We start from the raw sequence: 13,051 nt of genomic DNA, 5'->3' as shown, positions 1-13,051 counted from the left end.
AGGGGGCCTGGCAGATGCCAGGCCCCCTTCGTCGTCTGCGTCGCAGTGCCGAAGCGTCAGTGCGCCGTCGGCGCGCCCTCCATCATGTCGGCGGGCTTGCGCACGAAGAAGGCTCCGACGATCGCGAGCAGCGAGAGGATCGCACCCACCATGAACGCCGACCGGATGCCGGATGCCGCGGCGGCCTCTGCGGTTGCGCCCGCCGCGGTCGCGGTCAGCGACTGCGTCGCCATGATCGTCACGAAGAGCGCCGTACCGGCCGCACCGGCCACCTGCTGCACGGTGCCGACGATCGCCGAGCCGTGCGAGTAGAACTTCGGGTCGACCGAGCCGAGCGCCGAGGTGAACAGGGGGGTGAACATGAACGCGAGACCGACAGAGAGCACGACGTGCGCGACGAGCAGCAGCCACGGCGAGGTCGTGTCGGTCACGAGCGTGAGCGACCACAGCACGCCGCTGACGACGAACGCGCCCGGCACCAGCAGCGGAGTCGGCCCGAGTCGGTCGAAGAGCCGGCCGACGGTCGGGCCGAGCAGGCCCATCGTGAGGCCGCCGGGCAGCAGCAGCAGACCGGTCATGATCGGCTCGAGGTGCAGCACGTTCTGCAGGTAGATCGGCAGCAGGATGATCGTTCCGAACAGCGCCGCCATCATGATCGTCATGAGGCCGATCGAGATCGAGAAGTTGCGCGACAGGAAGGTGCGCAGGTCGAGCAGCGCGCGGTCGTGCCGCTGCAGGATCAGCTGGCGCCAGATGAACCCGGCGATCGCGATCGCCCCGACCCCGAACGCGATCCACATGGGTGCAGCGCCGAGGCTGCTGCCGGCGGTCTCGGCGCCGATGAGGCTGAGTCCGTAGACGAGGCCGCCGAAGCCGAAGGCCGACAGCACCACCGAGAACACGTCGATGGGGATCTTGCGAGGTTCGCTGACGTTCTCGACCCGGCGGATGCCGATGACGAGCATCACGAGGGCGATCGGCAGCACGAGCCAGAACATGAACCGCCACGAGAGCGAGTTCAGGATGAGGCCCGAGATGGTCGGGCCGATCGCGGGAGCCACCGACATCACGATCGCGACGCGGCCCATGAGCCGTCCGCGATCGCTCGGGGCGACCAGGGTCATGAGGGTCGTCATGAGCAGCGGCATCATGATGGCCGTGCCGCTCGCCTGCACCACGCGGCCGACGAGGAGCACCTCGAAGCCCGGAGCCATGGCCGCGATGAACGTGCCGGTCGAGAAGAGGCTCATGGCGGCGATGAAGATCGGCCGCGTCGCGAAGCGCTGCAGCAGGTAGCCGGTGATCGGGATGACGACGGCCATCGTCAGCATGAACGCGGTGGTCAGCCACTGCGCAGCGGAGATCGAGATGCCGAGGTCGACGACGAGGTGCGGGATCGCCACGCCCATGATCGTCTCGTTGAGGATGACGACGAAGGAGGCGGCGAGGAGGAGCCAGATCACCCGGTTGTTGCGGGCGCCGTGCAGCGCCTCGACATCGGAGTGCTCGTGCGTGCTGGTGTCGCCCGCAGGAGCGACGACGGGGTCATGGAGTTCGGGAACGGCGCGTTCGGTCAAGGAAGATGCGTCCAATCGATGTCGGCGCAGAACTGCGCCGGAGAATTGCGTCGAATACGTTGGTCAACCCGCGTCGGGTGACTCGCTATTCCCCGATTCCGACATCGATCGGAATGCATGGAACCGAGCGCTCCGAGAGCGCATCGGTCGGTTGGGAAACTCGGTCGCGCGGGGCGGCTTACGGAGCCGGAGCCGGGCCGTCGGTCGGGGTGGGCCGGGGGAGCCAGCCCTCGAGGAGCTGCTCTTCGGGAGCGAGCTCGTTCTCGATGCGCCGCTCGTTCGCCTTGTCAGCTGCAGGTGTCGATTCGCTCATGTCGCCACGATACCGCGTACGGCCGACACGGCACGAGCGACGGATGCCGCGGCATCCGCCACCTCTGCGGCCGTGGTCTCCGCGCCGAGCGTGAATCGCACGGCCGTCTGCGCGAGTTCCGCAGGCAGTCCGATCGCCGTGAGCACGTGCGAGGGATCGTCGCTGCCGGCCGCGCAGGCCGATCCGCTCGAGCAGATGACACCCTCTCGTTCGAGCTCGAGCAGCACGGCCTCGCCACTCGTGCCGGGGAAGACGAAGGAGACCGTGCCCGGCAGCCGGTGCTCGGAGTCGCCGGTCGGCTGCGCACCTGGAACGGTGGCGGCGATCGTCGCCGTGAACTCCGAGCCGAGCGCGGCGACGCGTGCCGCGGCATCCGCTCGATCGGCCTCTGCGAGCCGCAGGGCGGTCGCGAAGGCGACCGCGCCCGCGACGTTCTCGGTTCCCGACCTCCGGCCGCGTTCCTGCCCGCCGCCGTGCAGCACGGGCTCGAGCTGGAGCCGGCCGCGCACGACGAGCGCGCCCGTGCCCTTCGGGGCGCCGACCTTGTGGCCGGCGAGCGAGAGGGCGTCGACCCCGAGCGCATCGAGTGAGAGGGGGAGCCAGCCGGCGGCCTGCACGGCGTCGGTGTGCGTGAGCGCCCCGACGGCATGGGCGACGGCGGCGAGCTCGGCGATCGGCTGCACCGTGCCGATCTCGTTGTTCGCGAGCTGCACCGACACGAGTGCGGTGTCGGGCCGGACGACCCGGGCGAGCGCCTCGGGCGTGACGAGCCCGCCGGCATCGACCTCGACCCGGGAGACCTCGAAGCCGTGCACCCTCGCGAGGTACGCCGCGGACTCGAGCACCGCCTCGTGTTCGATCGGCGAGACGACCAGGTGCCGGCCCCGGGGATTCGCCAGGGCGAGGCCCTTCACCGCGAGGTTGTCGGCCTCGGTGCCGCCGCTCGTGAAGACGACGTCGCCGGGGCGGCATCCGACGACCGCGGCGACGGCGGCGCGCGCGTCGGCGAGTGCGCGGGACGCCTCATCACCGAGCGCATGATGGCTCGACGGGTTGCCGAAGGACCCCGACAGGAACGGCCACATCGCCTCGAGCGCCTCTCGGCGGACGGGCCTCGTGGCCGCGTGATCGAGGAAGATCACGTCGCGACCGCCACATCGAGGCCGAGGTCGAGCGAGCGCACCGAATGGGTGAGCGCGCCGACGGAGATCACATCGACGCCCGTCGCGGCGATCTCGCGCACCGTCTCGAGTGAGACGCCTCCGGAGGCCTCGACGATCGCACGGCCCGCGATGAGCGCGACGCCCGCCCTGAGCCCGTCGGGCGTGAAGTTGTCGAGCATGACGGTGTCGGCGCCGCCTGCGAGCACGGCCTCGACCTGGTCGAGGCGATCGACCTCGACCTCGAGGTGGGCCGTGTGCGGCATCCGCTCGCGCGCGGCACGGAGCGCGGTCGCGAGGTCGTGACCGCCCGCGGTGAGCACGGCGAGGTGGTTGTCCTTCGCCATCACCGCATCGGAGAGTGAGCGGCGATGGTTGCGGCCGCCACCGTCGCGTACCGCCTGACGCTCGAGGCTGCGCAGCCCCGGCGTCGTCTTGCGGGTGTCGACGATGCGCGCCCGCGTGCCGGCCGTCTCGGCGACGTAGCGCGCGGTGAGCGTGGCGATGCCCGACATGCGCTGCACGAGGTTCAGGCCGACGCGCTCGGCGCGCAGGATGCCGCGGGCGGGGCCGCTGACCCGGGCGAGCACCGCGCCCGCCTCGAACGGCTCGCCGTCGGCCGCGAGCCGTTCGACGACGACGCCCGGGTCGACCAGGCGGAACGCCGCGGCGAACACCTCGATGCCGCTGAGCACGCCGGGTTCGCGCGCCATGAGCACCGCGCTCGCGGTCGCGGTGGCGGGGATCAGCACCTCTGAGGTCAGGTCGCCCCAGGGCGCGTCCTCGTCGAGCGCGGCTCCGACGATGCGGTCGATCTCTCGTGCGTCGGTCATCAGGCGGCCTCTCGTTCGAGCGGGATCGGGAGCGTGACGACGTCGGGATCGTCGGTGCGGAAGTGCGCGCCGCAGCTTGCGCGTCGAGCACGTGCGGCCGCGATGGTCAGTCGTGCAAGGTCGAGCAGGTTGCGATCCTCGGCATCGCGGCGGTCGTCCGGCTCGGGCGCACGCCATGCATCGAGCCGAGCGGATGCCTCGGCGAGCCCCGCCTCGTCGCGCTCGAGTCCGACGTGGCGCCACATCAGCACACGGAGTTCGTCGCGGTCGACGGGCGCTTCGCGCGCGACGTCGGAAGACCGCGCCGAGACGCCGGCCGTCGTCGCCGCCGCGTGGGCGTGCGCCCCGGCATCTCGTGTCGACGACTCCCACGCCGTGATCGCCCGTACGGCGCGCTCGGCGAACACGGCCGCCTCGAGCAGCGAGTTGGATGCGAGTCGGTTCGCCCCGTGCACGCCCGTGCGGGCGACCTCGCCGACGGCGTAGAGGCCGGGCAGGCTCGTGCGGCCGTCGAGGTCGGTCGCGACGCCGCCCATCGCGTAGTGCGCGGCGGGGGTCACGGGAACCGGTTCACGGGCCCAGTCGAAGCCGGCCGCACGCACGACGGCGTCGAGTCCCGGGAAGCGCCGCACGAGCTCTGCGCCGCCGAGTGCCGTCGCGTCGAGCAGCACGGGAGCGCCGCCCTGCTCGAGCGATCGCCGCCAGACCGCGCGGGCCACGACGTCGCGCGGAGCGAGTTCGCCGCGCGGGTCGACGTCGAGCATGAAGCGGTGTCCGTGCGCGTCGCGCAGCACTGCGCCCTCGCCGCGCACCGCCTCGGAGATGAGCGGGGTGCCCGGTGCGGCCAGCGCGGTCGGGTGGAACTGGGTGAACTCGAGGTCGGCGACGCGCGCACCGGCCCGCCATGCCGCCGCCACGCCGTCACCGGTCGCGACCGCCGGGTTCGTCGTATGCCGGAAGAGGTATCCGCTGCCGCCCGTCGCGAGCACGACCGCGTCGGCGCGGCGTTCGACGAGGGCGCCGGATGCCCCGAGCAGCCGCGCCCCGATCACGCGCCCGCCCTCGACCACGAGGTCGACGAGCATCGTCTGCTCGTCGATCGCGACCGCCCGCCGCCGTACGGTCGCGACGAGGGCGTGTTCGATCGCCGCGCCCGTGGCGTCGCCACCCGCATGCAGGACGCGGGCGCGGGAGTGCGCGGCCTCGAGGCCGCGCTCGAGGCCGGATTCGCCGCGGTCGAACGCGACCCCGAAGCGGATCAGGTCGCGCACACGATCGGGGCCCTCCTCGACGAGCACGCGCACGGCCGCCGGATCGGCGAGACCGGCGCCGGCCTCGATCGTGTCGGCGAAGTGGCGCTCGGCGGAGTCGTCGGGAAAGAGTGCCGCCGCGATGCCGCCCTGCGCGTAGCGCGTGTTGCCCTCGGCGAGCTCCGCCTTCGTGACGAGCTCGACGGAGTGCCCGGCGTCGGTGGCCTTGACCGCGGCCCAGAGCCCGGCGATGCCGCCGCCGATCACGAGCACGCGAGCCATGTCAGGCTCCCGCGACCGGCTGCTGGGCCACGGGCGGCTTCGCCGCGAGCATCCGCTCGAGCGCGACGCGCGCGGGCTCTGCGACCTCGTCGGCGACCGTGATGCGGTTGACGATGCGGCCCGCGACGAGTTCCTCGAGCACCCACGCGAGGTAGCCCGGGTGGATGCGGTACATCGTCGAGCACGGGCAGACGACGGGGTCGAGGCAGAAGATCTCGTGCTGCGGGTACTCGGCCGCGAGACGCTGCACGAGGTTGATCTCGGTGCCGATCGCGAAGGTCGAGCCGGCGGGCGCCGCCTGGATCGCCTTCACGATGAAGTCCGTCGAGCCCGCGGCATCCGCTGCATCGACGACCGGCATGGGGCACTCGGGGTGCACGATGACCTGGACGCCGGGGTGGTCGATGCGCGCCTGTGCGATCTGGTCGACCGTGAAGCGCCGGTGCACCGAGCAGAAGCCGTGCCAGAGGATGACGCGGGCGTCGCCGAGCTCGTCCGCCGTGTTGCCGCCGAGCGCCTTGCGCGGGTTCCACATCGGCATCTGCTCGAGCGGCACGCCCATGGCCTTCGCGGTGTTGCGGCCGAGGTGCTGGTCGGGGAAGAAGAGCACCCGCTGCCCGCGCTCGAACGCCCACTCGAGCACGGTCTTCGCGTTCGACGAGGTGCAGACGATGCCGCCGTGCCGGCCGACGAAGCCCTTGAGCGCCGCCGAGGAGTTCATGTAGGTGACCGGGATGACCGGCACCTTTCCCTCGGCGTCGGTCGCCGAGAGGTCGCCGTAGACGTCGGCGAGCTGCTCCCAGCACTCCTCGACGCTCGACTCGTCGGCCATGTCGGCCATCGAGCAGCCGGCGGCGAGGTTCGGCAGGATCACGGCCTGCTCGGGCGTCGAGAGCAGGTCGGCGGTCTCGGCCATGAAATGCACGCCGCAGAAGACGATGGCCTCGGCATCGGGCCGGGTGAGCGCGGCGTTCGCGAGCTGGAACGAGTCGCCGACGAAGTCGGCGTGCTCGATGACCTCGTCGCGCTGGTAGAAGTGGCCGAGCACGACGGCGCGGTCGCCGAGCATCGCCTTCGCGGCGCGGATGCGTGCGTGCAGCTCGTCGGCGGAGGCCGTGCGGAACGACTCGGGCAGCGCGCCCTGCCGGGGCGAGCCCGTCGGGATGATGTCGCCCATCGACGAGCCCGGGCCGTACGCGACGGGGCCGGCGTCGAACTCCCACGGACCCTTCGCGAGTTCGGGCGAGCACGACTCGCCCGCTGCCGCTCCGGCCGTGATGAGCCTGATGGTGCGGTCGACGGATGCCGCGGCGCGCGTGTCGTCGATCTGCGGATCTTCGATGGAGATGGTCATGATGCCGGTCGCTCCCTCAGGGCTTCGGTTCGGGCGGTCGGTTCGGGGGTCGCGTCCGCGAGGGCGGAGGAATCGTAGCGGTACAGCTTCGGGGGCCGGTTGCGTGCGCCGGCCAGGCGCTCGCCGGTCTCGTGGAGCCGGCCCGAGGCGAGCATCGTGCGGCGGAAGTTCGCCGGGTCGAGCGGACGCTGGAGCACCGCCTCGACGACCTCGCGGAGTTCGGCGAGTGTGAAGGTCTCGCCGAGGAAGGCGTGGGCGATCCAGGCGTACTCGACCTTGGTTCGCAGTCGCCAGAGGGCGTACTCGATGATGCGGTTGTGGTCGAACGCGAGGCCGGGCAGCGTGTCGGCGGGCACCCAGCGCACGTTCGGGCCGGCGGTGGCGCGGGCGGCCTCGTCGCGCTGCACGAGCGCCCAATACACGACCGAGACGACGCGGGCGTCGGGGGAGCGGTCGACCTCGCCGAAGGTGTAGAGCTGCTCGAGGTAGGTGGGGGCGAGGCCGGTCGTGAGTCGCAGGGTGCGAGCGGCAGCGGCCTCGAGCTCCTCGCTGGGCGGCAGCCAGCCTCCGGGCAGGGCCCAGAGGCCGAGTTGGGGCTCGCGGGTGCGGCGCACGAGCGGCGTCCAGAGCACGGGGCGACCGGTGCGATCGGGGCGCAGCGCGAAGATCACCGTCGAGACGGCGAGGCGCGTCACGGCGTCGCCGCCGGGCTCGGTCTGGTGCGACATCCGAGGCCTCCGCTCTTCTGGTCAGGTTGACTCGAAGTGTGTCGGAAGTAGCTTACAGTCGCATTGACCAGAACACGAACGCGGGCGGCGCGGATCACAGTCGATGCCCAGCCGGCACCGGAGCGACCCGCTGCTAGGATCGAGGCACAACCTCATACCGGGCCATCGACGCGTCGCGGGAGAGCCGGTCAGCACCAACGAACAGCGCCCGACCGGCACCGAAGGAGCAAGCCTCCCCGCCAATCTCTCAGGTCACTACACCGCGATGACGAGGCCGCTCTGAAAAGTGGATTCCGCGACGCTTCGCGGCCTCCCGCCCACGGTGAAAGCGCTTCCGCGTGAAACTCTCAGGCTCATGACAGAGGGGGAGTTCCCACACGGCGCCGCTTCCGCGACCGTGACAACGCCGGCGCACGCCGGCACGTCTGGAGAACTCTCGTGACCAACGAACCCGGTACCGCCAGCCTCGAACACTCGAGCTCCGAGCGGCGCAGCCCGCTCGATGCCGTGCACCGCGCCGCGGGTGCGAGCTTCACCGACTTCGCCGGCTGGCAGATGCCGGTGCGTTACTCCAGCGACCTCGCCGAGCACCACGCCGTGCGCACCGCAGCCGGCCTCTTCGACCTCTCGCACATGGGCGAGATCGTGCTCATCGGCCCGCAGGCCGCAGCCGCGCTCGACCACGCGCTCGCCGGCAAGCTCTCGGCCATCGAGATCGGGCAGGCCAAGTACTCGCTGCTGCTCGCCGAAGACGGCGGCATCATCGACGACCTCGTCGTCTACCGCACGGGCGACGACCGGTACATGGTCGTCGCGAACGCCTCGAACGCGGCCGTCGTCGCCGATGAACTCCGCGCGCGCGCGGCCGACTTCGACACGATCGTCTCCGACGAGAGCGACGACGTCGCGCTCATCGCCCTCCAGGGTCCCGACGCGCGAGCGGTGCTGCTCGAGACGCCGGGCTTCGGCGTCGACGGCCCGGGCAACGACGAAGAGGACTTCGACGCGAAGCTCGAGGCGCTCAAGTACTACCGCGCCTTCCCGGCCACGTTCGAGGGCGAGCCCGTGCTCGTCGCACGCACCGGCTACACCGGTGAAGACGGCTTCGAGCTCTATCTCGCCCCCGAGCGCGCGACCCGACTGTGGGAGGCGCTCGCCGAGACCGGCGGGCCCCGAGTGACGCCCTGCGGCCTCGCGAGCCGCGACACGCTGCGCCTCGAGGCGGGCATGCCGCTCTACGGCCACGAGCTGAGCCGCGACATCCTGCCCGTGCAGGCCGGCCTCGGTCGCGTGGTCGCACTCGCCAAGCCCGAGGACTTCGTCGGTCGTGCCGCCATCGAGCATGGCCCCGCAGCGGATGCCCCGGTGCTCGTCGGCCTCGCCGCCGAGGGCCGCCGCGCGGCGCGCGCCGAGTACGAGGTCTTCGACGGCGACAACGCCGATGCCGCGCGCGTCGGCGTCATCACGAGCGGGGCCCTCTCGCCCACGCTCGGCCACCCGATCGCCATGGCGCTCGTGGCACCCGGCGTCGCCGAGCCGGGCCGCGAGCTCTTCGTCGACGTGCGGGGAACGCGCGTCGCGGCATCCGTCGTCGCCCTGCCGTTCTACAAGCGCACCGCCTGAGCGGCGCGACCGCAGGCTCGACCCCACCAACGATCGCACCCACCGCACGAATCACGAGGAGCACGACATGACCGACCAGACCGCACTGCACTACACCGAAGAACACGAGTGGATCGCCATCGACGGCGACGTCGCGACGATCGGCATCACCGACTACGCCGCCGACAAGCTCGGCGACGTCGTGTTCGTCGAGCTGCCCGGGCCCGGCACGACCGTGACCGAGGGCACCGTCGTCGGCGAGATCGAGTCGACGAAGTCGGTCGGCGAGCTCTTCGCCCCCGTCAGCGGCGAGGTCGTCGAGGCGAACCAGGCCGTGGTCGACTCGCCCGAGCTCGTCAACAGCGACCCCTTCGGCGAGGGCTGGCTCATCAAGGTGAACGCCTCGAGCCTGCCGAAGTTCCTCACGCACGCCGAGTACCGCGCACTGGTCGGAGAGTAAGCACCACGATGAGCACCCCCACCTCCTCAGCATTCGACCTCGACGCCTTCGGGCGTCGCCACATCGGCACCAGCCCGAGCGACCACGGGCTCATGCTCGCCGAACTCGGGTACGACTCCCTCGACGCCCTCATGGCCGCCGCGGTGCCCACGTCGATCCGCATGGGGGAGGTGCTGAACTCGGCGATCCCCGCCGCAGCCACCGAGCGCGAGGCGCTCGCGGAGCTCGCCGCGCTCGCCGAGCAGAACACCGTGCGCACGTCGATGATCGGCCTCGGCTACTTCGGCACGGTCACGCCGTCGGTGATCCAGCGCAACGTGCTCGAGAACCCGAGCTGGTACACGGCCTACACGCCGTACCAGCCCGAGATCTCGCAGGGCCGCCTCGAGGCGCTCATCAACTTCCAGACGATGGTCACCGACCTCACCGGGCTCGACACCGCGAACGCGTCGATGCTCGACGAGGGCACCGCGGTCGTCGAAGGCATGCTCCTCGCCCGCCGCGCCTCGAAGTCGACCTCGAACCGGTTCATCGTCGACGCCGACGCACTGCCGCAGACGCTCGCGCTGCTCGAGTCGCGCTCCGAGGCGGTCGGCATCGAGCTCGTCGTCGCCGCGTTCGACGAGCAGACGGATGTCGCCGCCTTCGGCGACCACTTCGGCCTCTTCGTGCAGTACCCGGGCGCTTCGGGTCGCGTGTGGAACCCGGCATCCGTCATCGCCGCGTCGAAGGCGCAGGGCGGCCTCGTCGTCGCAGCCGCCGACCTGCTCGCCCTCGCCCTCATCACGAGCCCCGGAGAGCTCGGTGCCGACGTCGCCGTCGGCACCTCGCAGCGCTTCGGCGTGCCCATGGGCTTCGGCGGGCCGCACGCCGGCTACATGGCCGTGCGCAAGGGCCTCGAGCGGCAGCTGCCGGGCCGCCTCGTCGGCGTCTCGAAGGACGCCGTGGGCGCACCCGCGTACCGCCTCACCCTGCAGGCGCGCGAGCAGCACATCCGCCGCGAGAAGGCGACGTCGAACATCTGCACCGCGCAGGTGCTGCTCGCCGTCATGGCGTCGATGTACGCCGTGTACCACGGGCCCCGCGGCATCCGTCACATCGCGGTCTCGACCGCTGCCAAGGCGACGGCGCTCGCCGGAGTGCTGACCGGCTACGGCCTCACCCTCGCGCACGACACGTACTTCGACACGATCCGGGTGCACGTGCCGGGGCTCGCCGGCAATATCGTCGAGCGCGCCCGCGCCCTCGGCGTGAACGTGTGGGAGGCCGATGAGGCCACCGTGCACGTGGCCGTCGACGAGACGACGACCGAGGCCGAGCTCTCGCTCGTCGCGCAGGCGTTCGGGCTGCCCGAGCGCACCGAGGTCGCGGTCGACACCGCGAGCCTGCCGGCCGTCGCGAGCGGCGAGCTGCGACGCACGAGCGGCTACCTCGAGCACCCCGTCTTCAACACGCACCACTCCGAGACGCAGATGATGCGGTACCTGAAGACCCTCGCCGACCGCGACTACGCGCTCGACCGCGGCATGATCCCGCTCGGCTCGTGCACGATGAAGCTCAACGCCGCCACCGAGATGCAGTCGGTCACCTGGCCCGAGTTCGCGAACCTGCACCCCTTCGCGCCCGAGGCCGATGTGGTCGGCACGCTGGGCCTGATCGAGCAGCTCGAGACCTGGCTCGCCGAGGTCACGGGGTACGACACCGTCTCGCTGCAGCCGAACGCGGGCAGCCAGGGCGAGCTCGCGGGCCTCCTCGCGATCCGCGGCTACCACCACGCCAACGGCGAGACCGAGCGCACGGTGTGCCTCATCCCGTCGAGCGCGCACGGCACCAACGCGGCATCCGCGGTGCTCGCCGGCATGCGCGTCGTCGTCGTGGCGACCGACGAGCTCGGCAACGTCGACCTCGACGACCTGCGTGCGAAGATCGCCGAGCACGCCGCGAGCCTCGCGGCCCTCATGATCACCTACCCGTCGACGCACGGCGTCTACGAGCACGAGGTGAAGACCATCACGCAGGCCGTGCACGACGCCGGCGGCCAGGTCTACGTCGATGGCGCGAACCTCAACGCACTGCTCGGCTTCGCCCGCTTCGGCGATTTCGGCGGCGACGTCTCGCACCTGAACCTGCACAAGACGTTCTGCATCCCGCACGGCGGCGGCGGCCCCGGCGTCGGCCCGGTCGCGGCGAAGGCGCACCTCGCCCCCTACCTGCCCGGCCACCCGATGGCCCAGCGCGCCGACCACTCGGGCGGCGTCACGCACGACGGCGGACCGGTCTCGGCCGCGCCCTACGGCAGCCCGTCGATCCTGCCGATCTCGTGGGCCTACGTGCGCATGATGGGCTCCGAGGGCCTGAAGCAGGCGACCGCGTCGGCGGTACTGGCAGCCAACTTCGTGGCCTCGCGCCTGCGCGAGCACTACCCCGTGCTCTACACGGGCGACAACGGGCTCGTCGCGCACGAGTGCATCCTCGACCTGCGCCCGCTCACCGCGGCGACGGGCGTGACGGTCGACGACGTGGCGAAGCGCCTCGTCGACTACGGCTTCCACGCGCCGACGATGTCGTTCCCGGTCGCGGGCACGCTCATGATCGAGCCGACCGAGTCGGAAGACCTCGCCGAGCTCGAGCGCTTCGTCGAGGCGATGGTCGCCATCAAGGCCGAGGCCGACGCCGTCGCAGCGGGCGAGTGGCCCGTCGACGACAACCCGCTCGTGAACGCGCCGCACACCGCGGAGTCGGTCATCGCGGGGGAGTGGACCCACGCCTACACCCGCGAGCAGGCCGTGTACCCGGTGCACTCGCTCGTGCGCGGCAAGTACTGGGTGCCGGTGCGCCGCATCGACCAGGCCTACGGCGACCGCAACCTCGTGTGCGCCTGCCCGCCCGTCGAAGCCTTCGCCTAGCGAGCGCCGTCGGCTCGGAAGCCGGTCAGCTCAGGAGCCCGCCCCACACGGCGCGGGCTCCTGAGTCGCCGATGAGCACGAGCAGCACGGCGGTGCCGACCCCGACCACGACGGATGCCGCCGCGAGCCCGATGCGCACCGCCCGTGCCGCACCGGGCGAGCCGCGGCGCATCCGCTCGTCGCCGTAGCGGAACCACGCCCACTGGGCCGCCGCGACGACGAAGAGCGCGATCGCCCACGGCAGGAGCATCTCGCCGAACTGCTGGTGCCGCGCGACCGCGGGAACCGGCCCGATCCGTTCGGCGAGCGACTGGCCGGCGGCGACCGTGATCGGCACGAGCACGAGCACGAGGGCGGCGCCGAGCGCGGTCACGATGCCGAGTCGGCGGCGGGCCGCCGGCCAGAATGCGCCGAGCAGCAGGGCGAGTACCGTGAGTGGCGTGAGCACGACCACGGCGTGCACGATGAGCGGATGCAGCGGCAGCCCCGCGATCTGGAGGACGTCCTCCGAGGCGACGGGCGCGAGATTCGTGGGATCCATGCCGTGAACACGACGCCGACGCCGCTCGGGTTCACCCTCGCGGCG

Annotated in this window: 11 protein-coding genes and 1 riboswitch; of the genes, 3 read left to right on the top strand and 8 right to left on the bottom strand. The window is 71.7% G+C overall.

The window, feature by feature from the left end; genetic code table 11:
* Window positions 1-56 precede the first annotated feature (56 nt).
* The 7 genes from ACFCVM_RS15320 to ACFCVM_RS15290 form a co-directional block, all read right to left on the bottom strand.
* Window positions 57-1,577, bottom strand: coding sequence for an MDR family MFS transporter (locus ACFCVM_RS15320; protein ID WP_375837408.1), 1,521 nt, complete (start codon window positions 1,575-1,577; stop codon window positions 57-59).
* A 178-nt stretch (window positions 1,578-1,755) separates the two neighbouring features.
* On the bottom strand, window positions 1,756-1,890 hold the full coding sequence (locus tag ACFCVM_RS15315) for a hypothetical protein (RefSeq protein ID WP_281371192.1): 135 nt from the start codon (window positions 1,888-1,890) through the stop codon (window positions 1,756-1,758).
* Window positions 1,887-3,032 carry a cysteine desulfurase family protein gene (locus tag ACFCVM_RS15310; protein WP_375837407.1) on the bottom strand — a complete coding sequence of 382 codons (1,146 nt, stop codon included), beginning with the start codon at window positions 3,030-3,032 and terminating at the stop codon, window positions 1,887-1,889. Before ACFCVM_RS15310 ends, ACFCVM_RS15315 begins: the two co-directional genes overlap by 4 nt.
* Window positions 3,029-3,883, bottom strand: a complete 855-nt coding sequence (gene nadC, locus ACFCVM_RS15305; protein ID WP_375837406.1) for a carboxylating nicotinate-nucleotide diphosphorylase — start codon at window positions 3,881-3,883, stop codon at window positions 3,029-3,031. The genes ACFCVM_RS15310 and nadC overlap by 4 nt, the downstream gene beginning before the upstream one ends.
* A complete protein-coding gene (gene nadB / locus ACFCVM_RS15300; protein ID WP_375837405.1) occupies window positions 3,883-5,415 on the bottom strand; it encodes an L-aspartate oxidase in 1,533 nt (510 codons plus the stop codon). The genes nadC and nadB overlap by 1 nt, the downstream gene beginning before the upstream one ends.
* Window position 5,416: 1 nt before the next feature.
* Window positions 5,417-6,769: a quinolinate synthase NadA gene (gene nadA / locus ACFCVM_RS15295; RefSeq protein WP_375837404.1), complete on the bottom strand. Its 1,353-nt coding sequence runs from the start codon at window positions 6,767-6,769 to the stop codon at window positions 5,417-5,419.
* Window positions 6,766-7,497 (bottom strand): NUDIX domain-containing protein, encoded by a 732-nt coding sequence (locus ACFCVM_RS15290; RefSeq protein ID WP_375837403.1) that lies wholly within the window; start codon window positions 7,495-7,497, stop codon window positions 6,766-6,768. Before ACFCVM_RS15290 ends, nadA begins: the two co-directional genes overlap by 4 nt.
* A 166-nt stretch (window positions 7,498-7,663) precedes the next feature.
* Window positions 7,664-7,770, top strand: a riboswitch (glycine riboswitch).
* Window positions 7,771-7,935: 165 nt separating this feature from the next.
* Between ACFCVM_RS15290 and gcvT the strand changes: the two genes are divergently transcribed.
* From gcvT to gcvP, 3 genes are all read left to right on the top strand, one after another.
* Window positions 7,936-9,120, top strand: coding sequence for a glycine cleavage system aminomethyltransferase GcvT (gene gcvT, locus ACFCVM_RS15285; RefSeq protein ID WP_375837402.1), 1,185 nt, complete (start codon window positions 7,936-7,938; stop codon window positions 9,118-9,120).
* Between the two features lie 67 nt (window positions 9,121-9,187).
* Window positions 9,188-9,559: a glycine cleavage system protein GcvH gene (gene gcvH, locus ACFCVM_RS15280; RefSeq protein ID WP_375837400.1), complete on the top strand. Its 372-nt coding sequence runs from the start codon at window positions 9,188-9,190 to the stop codon at window positions 9,557-9,559.
* Between the two features lie 8 nt (window positions 9,560-9,567).
* Entirely contained in the window at window positions 9,568-12,465 is a 2,898-nt protein-coding gene (gene gcvP, locus ACFCVM_RS15275) for an aminomethyl-transferring glycine dehydrogenase (RefSeq protein ID WP_375837399.1), read from the top strand.
* A gap of 25 nt (window positions 12,466-12,490) precedes the next feature.
* Here gcvP and ACFCVM_RS15270 read toward each other — a convergent pair whose 3' ends face one another.
* Window positions 12,491-13,006: a DUF2231 domain-containing protein gene (locus ACFCVM_RS15270; protein ID WP_375837398.1), complete on the bottom strand. Its 516-nt coding sequence runs from the start codon at window positions 13,004-13,006 to the stop codon at window positions 12,491-12,493.
* Window positions 13,007-13,051: the final 45 nt, after the last annotated feature.

It is taken from the genome of Agromyces sp. NPDC056389, from assembly GCF_042262385.1.
GTDB lineage: Bacteria > Actinomycetota > Actinomycetes > Actinomycetales > Microbacteriaceae > Agromyces.
This window is presented reverse-complemented; position numbering and strand designations above follow the sequence as displayed.